Origin of the sequence: Micromonospora sp. DSM 45708 (assembly GCF_039566955.1) — a bacterium.
Taxonomy (GTDB): Bacteria; Actinomycetota; Actinomycetes; order Mycobacteriales; family Micromonosporaceae; genus Micromonospora.
In genome coordinates, this window is record NZ_CP154796.1 from 2698831 (window position 1) to 2715569 (window position 16739).

At 75.4% G+C, this 16739-nt stretch carries 16 protein-coding genes and 1 pseudogene; 15 read left to right on the forward strand and 2 right to left on the reverse strand.

Annotation, left to right across the window (positions count from 1 at the left end):
• Positions 1 to 147: 147 nt before the first annotated feature.
• Positions 148 to 495, reverse strand: a complete 348-nt coding sequence (locus tag VKK44_RS11865; protein WP_343446978.1) for a TcmI family type II polyketide cyclase — start codon at positions 493 to 495, stop codon at positions 148 to 150.
• 96 nt (positions 496 to 591) lie between these two features.
• On the reverse strand, positions 592 to 1449 hold the full coding sequence (locus VKK44_RS11870; RefSeq protein WP_343446979.1) for an AfsR/SARP family transcriptional regulator: 858 nt from the start codon (positions 1447 to 1449) through the stop codon (positions 592 to 594).
• A gap of 417 nt (positions 1450 to 1866) precedes the next feature.
• Here VKK44_RS11870 and VKK44_RS11875 point away from each other — a divergent pair, with 417 nt between their 5' ends.
• The 15 genes and pseudogenes from VKK44_RS11875 (at position 1867) to VKK44_RS11945 (ending at position 16738) form a co-directional block, all read left to right on the forward strand.
• Positions 1867 to 2196 (forward strand): TcmI family type II polyketide cyclase, encoded by a 330-nt coding sequence (locus tag VKK44_RS11875; RefSeq protein WP_343446980.1) that lies wholly within the window; start codon positions 1867 to 1869, stop codon positions 2194 to 2196.
• Positions 2193 to 3851: pseudogene (locus tag VKK44_RS11880) on the forward strand (acetyl-CoA carboxylase carboxyltransferase subunit alpha); the annotation flags it as partial. The gene VKK44_RS11875 and the pseudogene VKK44_RS11880, both read left to right, overlap by 4 nt.
• A gap of 158 nt (positions 3852 to 4009) precedes the next feature.
• Positions 4010 to 4489: an acetyl-CoA carboxylase biotin carboxyl carrier protein gene (accB, locus tag VKK44_RS11885; RefSeq protein WP_343446981.1), complete on the forward strand. Its 480-nt coding sequence runs from the start codon at positions 4010 to 4012 to the stop codon at positions 4487 to 4489.
• A complete protein-coding gene (locus VKK44_RS11890) occupies positions 4489 to 6111 on the forward strand; it encodes an acetyl-CoA carboxylase biotin carboxylase subunit (RefSeq protein ID WP_458351635.1) in 1623 nt (540 codons plus the stop codon). Before accB ends, VKK44_RS11890 begins: the two co-directional genes overlap by 1 nt.
• Complete coding sequence (locus tag VKK44_RS11895; protein ID WP_343446982.1) at positions 6108 to 6815, forward strand: SRPBCC family protein; 708 nt, start codon at positions 6108 to 6110, stop codon at positions 6813 to 6815. The genes VKK44_RS11890 and VKK44_RS11895 overlap by 4 nt, the downstream gene beginning before the upstream one ends.
• Positions 6812 to 7222, forward strand: a complete 411-nt coding sequence (locus tag VKK44_RS11900; protein ID WP_343446983.1) for a cupin domain-containing protein — start codon at positions 6812 to 6814, stop codon at positions 7220 to 7222. The genes VKK44_RS11895 and VKK44_RS11900 overlap by 4 nt, the downstream gene beginning before the upstream one ends.
• Positions 7219 to 8490 (forward strand): beta-ketoacyl-[acyl-carrier-protein] synthase family protein, encoded by a 1272-nt coding sequence (locus tag VKK44_RS11905; RefSeq protein ID WP_343446984.1) that lies wholly within the window; start codon positions 7219 to 7221, stop codon positions 8488 to 8490. The genes VKK44_RS11900 and VKK44_RS11905 overlap by 4 nt, the downstream gene beginning before the upstream one ends.
• Before the next feature lie 115 nt (positions 8491 to 8605).
• On the forward strand, positions 8606 to 9853 hold the full coding sequence (locus VKK44_RS11910) for a beta-ketoacyl synthase N-terminal-like domain-containing protein (RefSeq protein ID WP_343446985.1): 1248 nt from the start codon (positions 8606 to 8608) through the stop codon (positions 9851 to 9853).
• Between the two features lie 282 nt (positions 9854 to 10135).
• Positions 10136 to 11482, forward strand: a complete 1347-nt coding sequence (locus VKK44_RS11915; RefSeq protein ID WP_343446986.1) for a class I adenylate-forming enzyme family protein — start codon at positions 10136 to 10138, stop codon at positions 11480 to 11482.
• A gap of 216 nt (positions 11483 to 11698) precedes the next feature.
• Positions 11699 to 11962 carry an acyl carrier protein gene (locus tag VKK44_RS11920; RefSeq protein WP_343446987.1) on the forward strand — a complete coding sequence of 88 codons (264 nt, stop codon included), beginning with the start codon at positions 11699 to 11701 and terminating at the stop codon, positions 11960 to 11962.
• A complete protein-coding gene (locus VKK44_RS11925) occupies positions 11962 to 12207 on the forward strand; it encodes an acyl carrier protein (RefSeq protein ID WP_343446988.1) in 246 nt (81 codons plus the stop codon). The genes VKK44_RS11920 and VKK44_RS11925 overlap by 1 nt, the downstream gene beginning before the upstream one ends.
• Positions 12200 to 13372 carry a beta-ketoacyl-[acyl-carrier-protein] synthase family protein gene (locus tag VKK44_RS11930; RefSeq protein ID WP_343446989.1) on the forward strand — a complete coding sequence of 391 codons (1173 nt, stop codon included), beginning with the start codon at positions 12200 to 12202 and terminating at the stop codon, positions 13370 to 13372. Before VKK44_RS11925 ends, VKK44_RS11930 begins: the two co-directional genes overlap by 8 nt.
• Positions 13369 to 13887: a hypothetical protein gene (locus tag VKK44_RS11935; RefSeq protein WP_343446990.1), complete on the forward strand. Its 519-nt coding sequence runs from the start codon at positions 13369 to 13371 to the stop codon at positions 13885 to 13887. Before VKK44_RS11930 ends, VKK44_RS11935 begins: the two co-directional genes overlap by 4 nt.
• A complete protein-coding gene (locus VKK44_RS11940; protein ID WP_343446991.1) occupies positions 13884 to 15500 on the forward strand; it encodes a class I adenylate-forming enzyme family protein in 1617 nt (538 codons plus the stop codon). Before VKK44_RS11935 ends, VKK44_RS11940 begins: the two co-directional genes overlap by 4 nt.
• Positions 15497 to 16738 carry a beta-ketoacyl-[acyl-carrier-protein] synthase family protein gene (locus tag VKK44_RS11945; protein ID WP_343446992.1) on the forward strand — a complete coding sequence of 414 codons (1242 nt, stop codon included), beginning with the start codon at positions 15497 to 15499 and terminating at the stop codon, positions 16736 to 16738. Before VKK44_RS11940 ends, VKK44_RS11945 begins: the two co-directional genes overlap by 4 nt.
• The last annotated feature ends 1 nt before the right edge of the window (position 16739 follow it).

A 16739-nucleotide genomic window follows, 5' to 3' on the forward strand; every position in this document is an offset into this window, starting at 1 on the left:
GGCACGACAGGCAGGTCGGCGGTGGGGCGTCGACGGTGGGATCGATCCTGCCGGCGGGTGGCCGGAGGATGACCGTGGGTGCGGGAGGCACCCCGGGACCTGGTGCCGTGCGCGGTCCCGGGGTGCCCCGTCCGGGGCCCGGTCCGGTCAGTGGATCCGGTCGGGCGTGGGGGCGTCGGCGGTGTCCCAGCTGTAGAAGCAGCCGGCCACGGCGTCGCGGGGCGAGTGCCAGGTCGGCAGGTACGGCGTGGTGTGCGCGGAGAGCCGTTCGTTGACGCGCTGATAGAGCGGGTGGTCGCGCAGGTCGGCCGTCGGGTCCGGGGCGACGTCGACGGTCTCCATGAGATGGACGCACAGGTCGTGGAGGTAGTACAGCGACCGGTGCCGGACCCCGGTGAGCCGGGGCAGCTCGGTCGCGTCGGACTCGGCGAAGATCTGGGCCACCCGGCCCTGTGATCCGGGCACGATCCGGCTGACCACCAACAGTCGACTCATCGCAGACCCCTTCCGTCGCCCTGTTGCCGCGTGGACCACCGGCCGGACGGCGGCGGTCGCGGGTCCCACGATGCCGGCGCGGGTGTCACCTCGCCGTCACGGCGTACCCCTGGGCAGTGATGGGGGTGGTGACGTCGTGCCGCGCGGGTGCGGCGTCGGGCCGCGCGGCACGGCGGCGGTGCTCCGGCCGCCGGGTCGCGGCGGCGGATCCGGCCGGCTGGCCCGGCGGATCGGCGCGAGCGTGTCGTCGAGCAGGGCCGTCATGGCCGGGGAGGGTTCCAGGCGCAGCTCGCGCAGGAGCAGGTCCCGGTAGACGTAGAACGCGTGCACCGCCTCGAACGCGTTGCCCTCGGCCAGGTGGATGCGGACGACCAGGCGGTGCGGTGTCTCGCGCAGCGGCTCGGCGGCCATCGCCTCCAGCGCCGCCTCGAGCGCCTCGCCGTGGCGGCCGGCGGTGAGGTGGTTGCCGGCGAGTTCCTCCAGCATGTGCAGGCGTAGCTGGCGCAGTCGTTCGCGTTCCAGCAGCACCCAGTCGTCGTACCAGCCGGGGAGCAGGTCGTGCCGGCCGGTGCCGGCGGCGCCGCGGGGCGCCACGCCGTCGCGGACCCGGGCGGCGGCCTCGACCAGCTCGTCCACGTCGAGGTGGACGGTGGGTCCGAGGCGGACCGTGTCGCCGTCGGCGCGCAGCGGGCAGCACGGGTCCTGGCGGAGGCGCCACAGCGCGGTACGCAGCGACGAGAGCGCCCGTTCCTCGGGGGTCTCCGGCCAGAGCAGCCCGGCGAGGTGGCTACGGGTCGCGGCCGGGCGCAGCCCGATGAGCGCGATGACCCGTTGCAGCCCGCGGGGCACCACCACCGGCACGCCGTCGTGCAGCAGTTGGAAACCACCGAGCAGGTGCAACGACACGCGGGGGGTGGGATCTCCCGCCGTCGGCATCCTCGATCCACCGGACACGGCGCACCCCCCAGCACCGGAACCCTGAGTCCCGACCGTCCTGTCTGCCCGGATCTTCCGCCCGCGACGCCGATGTCGGAACGTCTCCGCCGCGGTCGCCGGATGTGGTGTCCGTGGCCGGGTCGACCGGAACGGAGAATATCCCCGTCTGTTACTCTGAGTCAACGGCCGAGGGCTTCGTTGACCCTCCGTAACGGATTCGTAAGTGGCCTGTGATCTGCGAATAAGTGTCGCCAATGGAGAGCGTCAGTCGATCTTCACATAGCTGACGCACAGGTTGCGTCAACGCAGCGTCACCATTTTTGCCGCCCGATGGGGCCCGGTTGACGCCCGGTTGACGGCACGCGCGGCACCGTGGGTCATCCGTGCGGCGTGACCGGTCCGCCGCGCACCGGGACGCACCAGGGGAGGCCGCGAATGGACCGTTCGCTCATCGTCGCGAAGGTGGTGCCCACCGCCGAGGACCGGGTCGCCGAGATCTTCGCCGAGTCCGACGCGACCGAGCTGCCCGGCCTGGTCGGCGTGCGGCACCGGTCCCTCTACCGGCTGCACGACCTCTACGTGCACCTGCTGGAGACGGAGACACCGGCGCAGGGCGCGGTGGAGGACGCCCGCGGGCATCCCGAGTTCGTCCGGATCAGCGAGCGGCTGCGGCCCTACATCTCGCCGTACCTGCCGACCTGGCGCTCGCCCCGCGACGCGATGGCGCACTGCTTCTACCGGTACGACGCCGGGCGGCGGTCATGACCACCACCGCGCCCCGCGACGAGCAGCTCTGGTCCCGGTGCGACGGCTGCGCCTCGCTGCTCTACCGCAAGCGGCTGCGCCGCAACCTGGACGTCTGCCCGGAGTGTGGCGCACACGCGCGACTGGACGCGCCGGACCGGGTGGCGCAGCTCGTCGACCCGGACTCGTTCGTCCCGCTGCCGGACCGGGCGGTGCGGGTCGACCCGATCAACTTCGTCGACGCGTTGCCGTACCCGCACCGGCTCGGCGCGGCCCGCGCGGGCACCGGCCTGGACGAGGCCGTGCTCTGCGGCACCGCGCGGCTGGGCGGGCATCCGGTGGCGCTGGCGGTGATGGACTTCCGCTTCCTCGGCGGCAGCCTCGGCTGCGCGGTTGGCGAGCTGATCACCCGGACCGCCGAGCGGGCGCTGGCCGACGGCGTTCCGCTGGTGCTGGTCACCGCGTCCGGCGGGGCGCGGATGCAGGAGGGCGCGCTGGCGCTGATGCAGATGGCCACCGTCAGCCAGGCGTTGGCCGGGCTGCGCGAGGCGGGCCTGCTGACGGTCAGCGTGGTCACCGATCCCACGTACGGCGGGGTGGCCGCCTCGTTCGCCACCAACACCGACATGGTGCTCGCGGAGAGTGGCGCCCGGCTCGGCTTCGCCGGCCCCCGGGTGATCCGCCAGGTCACCGGCGCCGTGCTGCCGGAGGGTTTCCAGACCGCCGAGTACCTGCTCCGGCACGGACAGGTCGACATGGTGGTGCCCCGGCACGCGCTGCGGGGGCGGCTGGCCGCGCTGCTCGCCGCCGCCGGGGCCGCCCGCCGGCCCCCCACCCCGGCGCCGCGTCCGGCCGCCGCCGGGTCACCGGCCGTCGCCCGGCCGGCCCGTGATCCGTGGGAGACGGTACGCACCGCGCGGCACCCCGGCCGACCGACCACGCTCGACTACCTGGAGACCGCATTCGACGGCTTCGTCGAGCTGCACGGCGACCGGCTGGGCGCGGACTGCCCGGCGATCGTCGGCGGCGTCGCCCGGCTCGACGGCCGGCCGGTGATGGTGATCGGCCACCAGAAGGGACACACCACCGCCGAGCTGGTGGCCCGGAACTTCGGCATGGCCAGCCCGGCCGGGCACCGCAAGGCGCTGCGGCTGATGCGCCTCGCGGCCCGGCTGCGGCTGCCCGTGGTGACGCTCGTGGACACGCCGGGCGCCGACCCGGGGGTGGCCGCCGAGCAGCAGGGCCAGGCCGCGGCGATCGCGGAGAACATCCTCGCGCTGAGCGTGCTGCCCACCCCGGTCGTCGCGGTGGTCACCGGCGAGGGCGGCAGCGGCGGCGCGCTGGCTCTCGCCGTCGCCGACCGGGTGCTCATGCTGGAGCACGCCGTCTACTCGGTGATCAGCCCGGAGGGCTGCGCCGCGATCCTCTGGCCGGACAGCGCCGCCGCCCCGCAGGCCGCCCGGGCGCTGCGGCTCACCGGCGCCGACCTGTGCCGGCTCGGCGTGGTCGACGAACTGGTGCCGGAGCCGTACCCGGCCGCGCACGGCGACCCGGCGGGCGCGGCCGAGCTGCTCGGCCGGGCGGTCGCGGCGAACCTCGCCCCGCTGCTCACGGTGCCGCCGGCCACGCTGGTACGCCGCCGCCGGCAGCGGTTCCGCCGCTTCGGCGCGGCCCGCTCCGCCGAGCCGGCGACCGGGACCGGTGCGGAACGGGGACAGGCGACCGCACCGGCGTACGCCGCCGAGCCGTCGGCCGTGACCGCACCGGGCCACGCCGCCGAGCCGGCGGGCCGGATCGCGCCGGCAGCCGTCGACGGCCGGCCGGAGGTGGCGTGATGGCGGACGCCGGGGCCGAGCAGGTGCTGGACGGGCTGCGCCGGCAGGCCCGCAAGCTGGTCGCCGACCTGGCCGGTCCGGTACGCCGGGTGCGGCTGCGCAGCGGCGACGCGGCGCTGGAGGTGGAGTGGCACGACCCGGTGCCGCCGACGCCGCGCACCGGCGGGGACCCGGCCGGTGAGCCGGTGCCGCGCACCGTCGCGCAGGTGACGCCCGGGGCCGAGCGGCCGACCGTGCGGGCACCCGTGGTGGGCACGTTCTACCGCGCCCCCGAGCCCGGCGCGATGCCGTTCGTCGCGGTCGGCGACCTGGTCCGGCCGGGTCAGGTGATCGGCATCGTGGAGGCGATGAAGCTGATGAACGAGGTGACCGCCGGCCAGGCCGGTCGGGTGGTCGAGGTGCTCGTCGAGGACGGCAAGCCGGTCGAGTACGACCAGCCGCTGATCGCCCTCGACCCGGTGACCGGACAGGACGCCTGATGTTCGACAAGGTGCTGATCGCCAACCGCGGGGAGATCGCGCTACGGGTGCTGCGCGCCTGCCGGGAGATGGGCGTGCGGACCGTGGTGGCGCACTCCAGCGCCGACGCCGACTCGCTGCCGGTCCGGCTGGCCGACGAGGCGGTCCGGATCGGGCCGGCGGCCAGCCGCCGCAGCTACCTCAACGCCGCGGCGATCGTCGAGGCGGCCCGGCAGACCGGCGCACAGGCCGTCCATCCCGGCTACGGCTTCCTCTCCGAGGACGCCGACTTCGCCGAGATCTGCGCGCAGAACGGGCTGGTCTTCGTCGGTCCGCCACCGCAGGTGATGGCCGCGCTGGCGGACAAGTCCACCGCCCGCGCGCTGATGAGCCGGGCCGGCCTGCCGCTGCCGCCGGGCAGCGTGCGCACGCTGCCGACCGTCGCCGAGGCCCAGGCGGTGGCCGCCGAGGTCGGCTACCCGGTGATCGTCAAGGCCGCGGCCGGCGGTGGCGGACGCGGCATGACGGTGGTGCGCTCCGCCGCCGAGCTGCCCCGGGCGTACGCCCGCACCCGCGCCGCCGCGCAGGTCGCCTTCGGCGACGACCGGGTGTACGTCGAGCGGTACCTCTCCGACGCCCGCCACGTCGAGGTGCAGGTGCTCTGCGACAACCACGGCAACGGCGTGCACCTGGGCACCCGGGACTGCTCGGTGCAGCGCCGGCACCAGAAACTGATCGAGGAGGCGCCGGCGCCCGCGTTGCGGCCGTCCACCCTGGACACGCTCGCCGAGGTCGCGCTGCGCGGCGCGCTGTCGGTCGGCTTCACCGGTGCCGGCACCGTCGAGTTCCTGGTGGACGACGCGGAACGCGCGCACTTCCTGGAGATCAACTGCCGGATCCAGGTGGAGCATCCGGTCACCGAGATGGTCACCGGTGTCGACCTGGTGCAGGAGCAGTTGCACGTGGCCGCCGGCACGCCGCTGCGGCTGCGGCAGTCCGACGTGCGGCTGCACGGGGTGGCGATCGAGTGCCGGGTCAACGTGGAGGACCCGGACCGCGACTTCGCGCCCGCCCCCGGCCGGCTGGACCGGTTCCGGCCGCCGGGTGGCCCGTTCACCCGGGTCGACACCCACGGGCACGCCGGCTACCTGGTCAGCCCGCACTACGACTCGCTGCTGGCCAAGGTGGCGGTCTGGGCACCGGACCGGACGGCCGCGCTGGACCGGCTCGACCGCGCGCTGGCCGAGTTCGACGTGGCCGGCCCCGGCGTGCGGACCACCATCCCGTTCGGCCGGCGGGTGCTGCGCGACCCGGCGTTCCGGGCCGCCCGGCACACCACCGCGCTGGTCGAGCGCCTGCTCGCCCCGAACCACGACAGCACCGGCGACAGCGACAGCACCGCCGGCAGCGGCAGCATCGCCGGCAGCGGCAGCATCGCCGGCAGCGGCAGCATCGCCGCCAGCGGCAGCATCGCCGGCAGCGACAGCATCGCCGCCGGCGACAGCATCGCCGGCAGTGACAGCGGCGGCACACCGGCGGTGCGGGCCGCCGTGCCCGATCCGCGTCCCGGGATCGACCGGGCCGGCCGTACCCCCGTTCCCGCCGTTCCCGCCACCGGCCCGACCACCTGGAGGAACCCATGACCGTCGCCCCCGACCGACCACTCACCAGCGAGATCACCGACATCCTGGTGACGCACTGCGGCCTGGACCCCGCCGCCGCCGCCACCACACCGGCGGCGAGTCTGGAGGAGCTGGGCATGGACTCGCTGGCGTTGCTCGAACTCGCCGCGGTGGTGGCCGACAGGTGGCGGGTGAAGATCCCCGAGCAGGCCGGCGCGCTCAGCATCGCCGGCGTCGCCGACCTGGTCGCCCGCCGCGCGGACCCGCCGGGGCACACCGAGAACGCGGTGGACGTCCTCGCGCCGCTGCCGCTGGTCTGGGACGTCACCAACGACGTGGCCCGGTGGACCGAGCTGTTCACCGAGTACGCGGTGGTCGAGATCCTGCACCGCGACGGCGACACGGTCCGCTTCCGGCTCACCATGCACCCGGACGAGAACGGGGTGGCGTGGAGCTGGGTCAGCGAACGCACCGCCGACCCGACCACCCGCCAGGTGCACGCCCGGCGGGTGGAGACCGGGCCGTTCGAGTACATGCGCATCCACTGGCGCTACGAGGAGATCCCCGGCGGCACGCGGATGACCTGGACGCAGGACTTCGCCATGAAGCCCACCGCGCCGGTCGACAACGCCGGCATGACCGCGCGGATCAACACCAACAGCGCGATCCAGCTCGCCGTGATCAAGGACAAGATCGAGCGGGCGTACGCGGGAGGCGCGCGATGACCGACACCACCACCGCCCGGGTCTCCGTCCACGACGTCCCCGCCGACCGGCGGCGCGGCGGCGAGCTGCGGGTGCTGCTCGGCCCGAAGACCGTCGGCAGCACCTCGGGGTTCATGGGGGTGGCCGTGCTCGCGTCGGGGGAGCGGATCGCCGAGCACTACCACCCGTACAGCGAGGAGTTCCTCTACGTGGCGCGCGGCGCGATCACCGTCGACCTGGACGACCAGCCGGTCCCGGTGGCCGCCGGGGAGGCGCTGTACGTGCCGAAGGACGTCCGGCACCGGCTGCGCAACACCGGCGACGAGCCGGCCGAGGTGGTCTTCCACCTCGGCCCGCTCGCCCCCCGCCCGGAACTCGGCCACGTCGACACCGAGAGCGCCGCCCCACCGCCACGGGAGCCGTCGTGACCGGCCGGCGCACCGTGGTCACCGGCGTCGGGGTGGTGGCGCCCGGCGGCGCCACCCGCGACCGGTTCTGGAAGACGATCACCGAGGGGCGGACCGCCACCCGGCGGATCAGCTTCTTCGACCCGTCGCCGTTCCGCTCGCAGATCGCCGCCGAGTGCGACTTCGACCCGGACGCCGCCGGGATCACGCTCGCCGAGCGGCAGCGCGCCGACCGGTACGTGCAGTTCGCGCTCGCCTGCTCCGCCGAGGCGCTCGCCGACAGCGGCCTGACGCTCACCGACACCGAGCGCGAGCGGGCCGGCGTGGTGCTCGGCACCGCCGTCGGCGGCACCATGGCGCTGGAGCAGGAGTACGTCCGGGTCAGCGACTCCGGACGGCACTGGCTGGTCGACCACGCGCTCGGCGGGCCGTACCTCTACCAGGCGCTGGTGCCCAGCAGCCTGGCCGCGGACGTGGCCTGCCGGCACGGCCTGCACGGCCCGGCCCAGGTGATCTCCACCGGCTGCACCTCCGGCATCGACGCGATCGGGTACGCCCACCAGCTCGTCGCCGACGGCGAGGCGGACGTGGTGCTGGCCGGGGCCGCCGACTCGCCGATCTCCCCGGTCACCGTGGCCTCGTTCGACGCCATCGGGGCCACCAGCCCGGACAACGACGACCCGGAGCACGCGTCCCGGCCGTTCGACGCCGACCGGCACGGGTTCGTCCTCGCCGAGGGCGCGGCCGTGCTGGTGCTGGAGGAGGCGGAGCACGCCCGGCGCCGGGGCGCGCATGTCTACTGCGAGGTGGCCGGCTACGCCAGCCGCAGCAACGGCTTCCACATGACCGGCCTGCGCCCGGACGGCGCGGAGATGGCGGTCGCCATCACCGACGCGCTGCGTCAGGCCCGGCTCGCCCCGTCGGCCGTGTCGTACGTCAGCGCGCACGGCTCCGGCACCCGGCAGAACGACAGGCACGAGACCGCCGCGTTCAAGCGGGCGCTCGGCCCGGCGGCGTACCGGGTGCCGATCAGCTCGATCAAGTCGATGGTGGGGCACTCGCTCGGCGCGATCGGCTCGATCGAGATGGCCGCCTGCGCCATGGCCATCGAGTACGGCGTCGTTCCGCCGACGGCCAACTGGGTCACCCGCGACCCGGAGTGCGACCTGGACTACGTGCCGAACGAGGCCCGCGAGGTGCCGGTGGACGTGGCGCTCTCGGTGGGCAGCGGCTTCGGCGGCTTCCAGTCCGCGATGGTGTTCCGCCGACTGGCGGTGACCCCATCGTGAGCGCGAGGAGTGAGCCGGGTTTGCGAGCCCCGCGGTCGCGGAACAAGGACGGCATCGTGAGCGTGAGGAGTGAGCCGGGTTTGCGAGCCCCGCAGTCGCGAACAAGGACGACACCGTGACGGCCCGGGCGGTGGTGACCGGCATCGGCGTGGTCGCGCCCAGCGGCGTCGGCGCGGACGCGCACTGGGCCACCGTGCTCGCCGGCACCCGGCGTACCGGCCCGATCACGCTGTTCGACCCGGCCGGCTACCCGACCCGGGTGGCCGGCGAGGTGGCCGACTTCGACCCGACCGGGTTCGTCGGCACCCGGGCCCGGGTGCAGACCGACCGTTGGACGCACCTCGGGTTCGTCGCCACCGGGCTGGCGCTGGCCGACGCCGGGCTGCCGGAGGTCTCGCCCGACCCGTACCGCTGGGCGGTGACGCTGGCCAGCTCGTCCGGCGGCAACCTGTTCGGCCAGCGGGAGCTGCAACGGCTCTGGGGCGGGTCGACCCGCACCGTCGGGGCGTACCAGTCGATCGCCTGGTTCTACGCCGCCAGCGTGGGGCAACTGTCCATCCGCCACCAGTTCAAGGGGCCGTCCGGCGTCACCGTCTCCGAGTCGGCCGGTGGGCTGGACAGCCTGGCGCACGCGGTGCGTACCGTCCGGCGCGGCACGCCGGTGGTGATCGCCGGCGCGACCGAGTGCCCGCTGAGCCCGTACGCGCTCGCCTGCCAGCTCCGCTCCGGCCTGCTCAGCGACGTCGCCGACCCGGCGCGCGCGTACCGGCCGTTCGACGCCGCGGCGAGCGGTTACGTGCCGGCCGAGGGCGGCGCGGTGTTCGTGGTGGAGGAACTGGGCCACGCGCTGGACCGGGGCGCCCGCATCTACGGGGAGATCACCGGCTGGGCGGCCACCCACGACGCCGCCCCGACCGACGTCGAGGCCGGCCCCGACCCGACCCACTACGCCCGCGCGCTGCGGCTGGCCCTGGACCGGGCCGCGGTCCGTCCGCACGACGTGGACGTGATCTGGCCGGACGCGCTCGGGGTGCCGGCGTACGACCGGGCCGAGGCGACCGCGCTGCGCGCCGTGTTCGGCGACCGGACCCCGCCGGTGACCACGCAGAAGCCGCTGACCGGCCGGGCCCACCAGGGCGGGTCGGCGTTGGACGCGGCCACCGCGCTGCTCGCGTTCCAGCGCGGCGTGCTGCCCGCCTCCGTCGGCCCGGACGAGCCCGCGCCCGGGTGCGAGCTGACGTACCTGCGGGAACCGCGCCGGCCGCGCAGCCGGATCGCGCTGGTCGGGGCGCGCGGCTTCGACGGGTTCAACAGCGCGCTGGTGCTGCGCGGCGCCGCGCCGCCGCCGACAGTGGAGCGCTGACCCGCCCCGCGCTCCGCGGCGGCGGTCGCGCACGGCGGCGCGGCCGGCGGGCCACTGTGCCGGCGTGCGCCCGATCCTGCCTGTCCGATCGAGCCTGAGCAATCCACCCAGCCGCTGTTTTGGATCTAGCCATTTGCATCTGGTGATGCCGAGAAGGCCCTCGTAGTGTTCCGGGAAGCAAACGCGAAGGGCATTCTTCTCGGGCGGGTTCCCGCCCATCTTCAGGCTGGGCGGTGGCGGGTCGTGACCGGGGCGCAAGATGCCGTATCGACGACGGGCTGGGTGGACGACATCCTGCTCGCCGGGCGGGACAGCGACGTCTGTCTCCGCCTGCCCGACCCGGTCGACCGGGGCACGCTGCGCCGGCTGGTCGGCGAGGCGCAGGCCCGGCTGGCCGAGGCCGGGCTGCGCGCCGGCGGCGCGGTCGCGCTGCGCCTGCCCCCGTCGCTGGCGTACGTGGCGCACCTGCTGGCCACCTGGCGCGCCGGCGCCCAGGCCGTGCTGCTCGACCACCGGCTCACCGACCACGAGGTCGACCGGGCGCTGCGCCGGCTCACCCCGCAGGTGGTGGTCGCGCCGGTGCGCTCCGGCGGCGGCGCGCTGCGCGTCTTCGTCGACGTCACCGCCGGCGTCACCGCGTACTCCGACCGTCCGGCTGGCAGCCCGCACGCGGTGATCCAGCTCAGCTCCGGCTCCACCGGCCCGTCCAAGGTGATCGGCCGCACCGCCGCCGACCTGGTCGCCGAGGTCCGCCGCTACACCGAGATCGACGGGGTGGCGCGGCCCGGCGAGCGCATCATCCTGCTGCCCAGCATGGTGCACGTGCTCGGCCTGGTCGGCGGCCTGCTCTACGGTCTGCACGCCGGCGTCGAGCTGTGCCCGCCGGAACGGCTCAGCGGCGACGCCGTGCTCGCCGCGATCGCCGCCCAGGACACCCCGGCCACCGTGCTCGGTGTGCCGTTCCACATCGGGCTGCTCGCCTCCACCGTGCCCTCCGGCCCGTTGCTCCAGTTCGCGCGCATGACCACCGGCGGCGAGCTGGTGCCCGCCGCGGTGGCCCGGGCCTTCACCGACCGCTACGGCGTCCCGCTGGGCAACATGTACGGGATGACCGAGGTCGGTGTCATCGGCACCGACCTGTACGGGCGGAACCGTCCCGCCATCGCGCCGGCCCCGGGCATCCGGGTCCGGGAGCAGGACGGCGAGCTGTGGGTGAGCTGCCCGGCGAACCCGTACGTCGGGCTCGCCGACCCGACCCGCTGGGCCGACGGCTGGCTGCACACCCGCGACGCCGGCGTGGTCGACCCGGCGACCGGCTTGGTGACGATCCGGGGCCGGCTCGACTCGCAGGTGTCGGTGGGTGGCCTGAAGGTCGACCTGACCGAGGTGGAGGCCACCGTCGCCGGCCTGCCCGGGGTGACCGCCGCGGTGGTGGTCTGGGACGACGGGATCAGCGCCTACGTGCAGACCGACGGCGCGACGACCGAGGAGACGCTGGACCGCCTGATCGCCGAGCGGCTGGCCGGCTTCAAACGGCCCCGCGCCCTGCACCTGCTCGACCAGTTGCCCCGCACCACCACCGGCAAGCTGGTCCGTTCCGCCCCGGCGCTGCGGGACGCGGCCACGTGACCGGCCCGCTGCGCGAGCACCACCCCCACCGGGCGTCCGCCGGGCGCCCGGCCCACCCCGATCCCCGCCCCGGACCGGCCGGTCGGCGCGCCACCCGTGCGCCGGAGCAGCCGCCGCGTCAGCTCCCGCTGGACGCCGGCGGCACGGCCGGACCACCCGGACACGGTGTCCCGACCGGGCACCGGTAACTGGTTACACGGAAATGAGGTCCCACCCATGCGCGACGAGGTCCGCACCTTCGTCATCGACCAGCTCGCCGACATGAACTACGACGTCGAGGACCTCGACGACGGCACCACCCTCGGCCCCTCCGGCGTCGATCTGGAGTCGTTGGCGCTGGCCGACCTCGCCGTCCGGGTCGAGGACCGGTACGGGCTGAAGTTCGCCGACGACGAGTCGGAGAAGCTGGCCCTGATGACGGTCGGCGAGTTCACCACCATGGTCGCCGACCGGGCGGCCACGAACAGCGACAACTCCTGATGTCCGGTCAGCCCGACCTGGGGCGAGCTGACCTGGTGGACATGCTCGCCGAACTGACCTCGAAGCCCGCCGACCAGGTGCCGGACCGGCTCGGCTCGATGGAACTGGCCTGGCTGGTGCACCTCGTCGAGCAGCGGTTCGACCGCCGGCTGGACCTGACCGACGACCAGGTCGCCGGCGTCCGCACCGTCGACGACGCGTTGACCGTGTTCCGCGCCTCGCTGACCGCTCCCGCAGATGGCTGAGCGGGGCCCCGTACGGATCATCGGCATGCACGCGGTCAGCGCCCTCGGTAGGGGCGCCGACGCGCTGCTGTCCGGGGTGCTCACCGGCGCCCCGGCGTTCCGCCCGGTGCGCCGCTTCGACACCACCGGCCGCCGGGTCACCGTGGCGGCCACCCTGCCGGAGGTCGGCACGCTCGCCGACGAGCTGGCCGACGCGGTCGACCGCGCCGGCCGGGCCGCCGGGCTGGACCCGGCCGACCGGGCGGGCACGGCGCTGTTCCTGGCCACCCACGGCGGGCCGCACTCGCTGCCCGTACCCGGGCGGCCGGCGGAAGCGTCGGACGTGCCCGGCGCGGCGGACGGCGGGCGGCTCGGGCCACCGGTGCCGGCGCTCGCCGGTCACCTGGCCGACCGCTGCGGCCTCGGCGGGCCCACCCGGGTCTACACCAGCGCCTGCGTCTCGGCGAGCACCGCGGTCGCCGACGCCGCCGCGCTGATCCGGCGCGGCGACCTGGAACGGGTCGTGGTCGCGGCCGGCTATCTGGTCGAACCCGACCAGTACGCGCTCTTCGACGCCGGCCGGGCGCTCGCCGCCGACGGGGCGGTACGCCCGTTCAGCGCCGGCCGGAAGGGGCTGCTGCTCGGTGACGGGGTGGCCGCGGTGGTGCTGGAGTCGGCCGACGTCGCCGCCCGCCGGGGCGCGCCGACGCTGGCCACGGTGGCCGGCTGGGGCCGGGCCGGGGACGCCTACCACGCCTGCCAGCCGCATCCGGGCGGGCTCGGGCTGGCCCGGGCGGTCGAGTCGGCGCTGCGCCGTGCCGGGCTGCCCCCGGACGCGGTCGGTTACGTCAACGCCAACGCCACCGGCACGCCGTTCAGCGACGCCTCGGAGGCGGCGGCGCTGACCCGGGTCTTCGGCGACCTCGCCCGGCGGCTGCCGGTCAGCGCCACCAAGTCGGTGCACGGGCACGCGCTGGAGGCGTCCGGGCTGCTCGAACTGGTGGTCACCGTGCTGGCGCTGGGGCACGGCAAGCTGCCACCCACCGCCGGCTGGCTGGCCCCGGACCCGGACTGCCCGCTCGACGTCATCCGCGACGCCCCCCGGCCCGCCCCGACCCCGTACGCGCTGACCCTCAACGCCGCCTTCGGCGGCGCCAACACCGCACTGCTGGTGGGTGCCCCGTGACCGCGGGGCAGTCGGTGTGGGCGGTGCTGGCCGAGGCGCGCTGGCCGGAGGACGGGGACGGCGCGCCGCCCGGGGTGCCGGGGTTCGTGCACTCGCCCTTCCATCCGCTGGTGGTGGCCGTCGCCGAGCGGTGCCTCGGGCGGCGGTACGGCTCCGGGCCGTTGCCGGCCGACAACCGGACGGCGGTGGTGCTGGTCAGCGCCGGCGGCGACACGGCCGGGGCGGCGCACGTGCGGGAGACGGTGGCCGGCGGCGGGCGGGTCGGTCCGCTGTTCTTCTTCCAGTCGGTGCCGAACAGCGTGGCCGGGCACGTGGCGGCGCGCTGGGGACTGGACGGGCCGGTGGTGTGCCTGAGCCCGACCGGGGACCCACGGGCCGAGGGCGAGGCCGAGGTGGACCTGCTGTGCCACGACGGCGACGCCGCGCAGGCGTTGCTGATCCTGATCGAACCGGCACCGGACGGAGCGCCGGGCGAGGCGACCGCGGTGCTGCTGGGGGAGGAGACACCTCAATGAGGACGAAAGGTCTACGCGGCGTGCTCGCCGCCGACACCGAACTGGGCGCGGGCAACGTGCTCGCCCGGGTGCTGGCCCACGGCGCCGACCCGGACGGGCCGGGGCTCACCTTCGACACCGCTGTCGACGGCCACCCGGCCGAGACCCCGCTGACCCTCGGCGAACTCGACCGGATGGTCACCGCCCGGGCGGCCTGGCTGCACGAACGCGGGGTGAAGCCGCGCGACCCGGTCGCGGTCTGGGCCGGCACCGCCGCCGACATGGTGCTGTCGTTCCTGGCGCTGACCCGCCTCGGCGCCATCCCGGCGCTGATGAACGGCCGGCTGCGCCCGGAGATCGCCGCCGAGTACATCCGCCGGCTGCGCGCCGCCGGCGTGCTCGCCGACGCCGACCACGCCGCCGCGCTGGCCGGACACGACCTGGGCGCCCCGCTGCTCGGTGAGCCGGCGCACGCCGGTGCCGGCGACCCGGCCGCCGCGCCCGCGCACTACCGGCACCACCCCGAGGACCCGATCGTGATCACGCACACCTCCGGCACCACCGGCGTGCCGAAGGCGGTGCTGCACTCGCACGCCAGCCTCTTCGCCGCCACCCGGCACCTGCTGTCCATGCCGCAGGCCCAGGGCACCACCCGGATCCTCAACGCGTTGCCCGCCCCGCACACCGCCACCGTGCTCATGGTCAACCAGGCGCTGGGCAACCGGGCGCAGATGTACCTGCTCTCCGAGCAGGGCGGCGAACGGGTGCTCGACGCGATCCAGCGGTGGCGGCCGGACGGCGTCTTCGGCTTCTCGATGACCTGGGCCGAACTGGCCCGCTTCGACCTGTCCGGCTACGACCTGGACTCGGTACGGCTGTGGTTCAACACCGGTGACTGCTCGCACGAGCCGCACGTGCGCCGGCTGGTCGCGGTCGGCTCGCGGGACGTGGTGACCCGCGACGGGGTGACCCGGGTGCCCGGCTCGGTCTTCATCGACGGGCTGGGCTCCAGCGAGATGGGCCACTCGATGTTCCACATCACGCACACCGTGGACACCGACCGCTACGGCCGCTGCGTCGGCCGCCCGTACCGGTTCGCGCGGGTGGCCGTGCTCGACGCGGACGGCAACGAGCTGCCCGCCGGGCAGGTCGGCTGGCTGGGCATCGACTCGCCGTCGTTGTTCCGCGGCTACTGGAACGACTCGGTCACCACCTACCGGTTCCGGCTGCGCGGCTGGTACCTCACCGGCGACCTGGTGTACGCCGACGACGACGGCCGCTACTACCACCTGGACCGGGCGGTCGACTCGGTCGAGGTGGCGGGCGGGAAGCGCTTCTTCACCGCGCTGTCCGAGGAGCGGATCCTCGCCGCCTGCGCCGACGTGACCGACTGCACGGTGGTCATCGTCGCCGACGGCGACCAGGTGACGACCGACGTGCTGCTGGAGCTGGCGGCCGGCGCCGACCCGGGCGAGGACCGCACCGCCCGCATCCGCGCGGCGCTCGGGCCCGACGTGGCCGCCACGCTGCGCCGGGTGGTGCCGGTGCGCGCCGAGGACATCCCGGTCACCGTGACCGGCAAGGTCCGCAAGGTGGCGCTGCGCGAGCGCTACCTGACCGAGGCGCCGTCATGACCGCCGTGATCACCGGCATGGGGCTGTTCACGCCGGCCGGTCGCGGCGTGACGGACACGTTCGACGCGCTGCTCACCGGCCGCTCCGGCCTGCGCCGGCCCCCCGAGGGGCACCCGGCGCGGGACAGCCTGGAGGTGGCCGGGGTGCTGCCGGACATCGACCCGCGCAGCGTCGCCTCCGGACCGGAGACGAAGGTGCTCGACCGGGTCGTGCTGCTCGCGCTGCTCACCGCCGCCGAGGCGCTCACCGACGCCGGCATCGAGGTGGGGCGCGACGTCGACCCGGAGCGGATCGCGGTGATCGTCGGCGGGGTCGGCGGCATGTCCACGCTGGAACGCCAGATCGTGGCCCGGGCCGAACGCGGCCGGGCGGCGGTCAGCCCGTACCTGCTCACCGGGATCCTGCCGAACATGCCGTCGGCCCGGATCGCCATCGCGCACGGCATCCGCGGCTACAGCTCGTCGGTGGGCACGGCCTGCGCCTCCGGCGCTCAGGCCGTCGCCGACGGGGTACGCCTGATCCGCGCCGACGAGGCCGACGTGGTGGTCTGCGGGGCCAGCGAAGCGCCGCTGTTCGGCACGTTCGCCGACACGTTCGGCAACGCCCGGGCGCTGGCCCGCGGCTGGGACGAGCCCACCGAGGCCAGCCGGCCGTTCGACAAGCGCCGCAACGGGTTCGTGCTCGCCGAGGGCGCGGCGCTGCTGGTGCTGGAGCGGGCCGGGCACGCCGCCGCCCGGGGCGTCACCGGCTACGCCGAGGTCGCCGGCTACGGCACCAACACCGACGCGTACCACCCGACCGCGCCACGGCCGGACGGCGCCGGCGCCGCCGCGTGCATGCGCCGGGCCCTCGCCGCCGGCGGGATCGGGCCGGCGGACGTCGGCTACGTCAACGCGCACGGCACCGGCACGAAGCTCGGCGACGTCGCCGAGACGGTCGCGCTGGCCGACGTGTTCGGCGTCGGCGGCGTGCCGGTCAGCTCCACCAAGGCGCTGACCGGGCACCTGCTCGGCGCGTCCGGCGTGCTGGAGGCCGCGGCCACCGCGCTGGCGTTGCGGCGCGGCCTGCTCCCACCCACCTACCACCTGGACGACCCGGACCCGGAGTGCGAGGCGGACCACGTCCGCGCCGTGCCCCGGCCCACCCGGACCGACCACGCGCTGACGAACTCGTTCGGGTTCGGCGGCCAGAACGTCAGCCTGCTGCTGCGCCGGATCGCCACCCCGGACGCGGACTGAC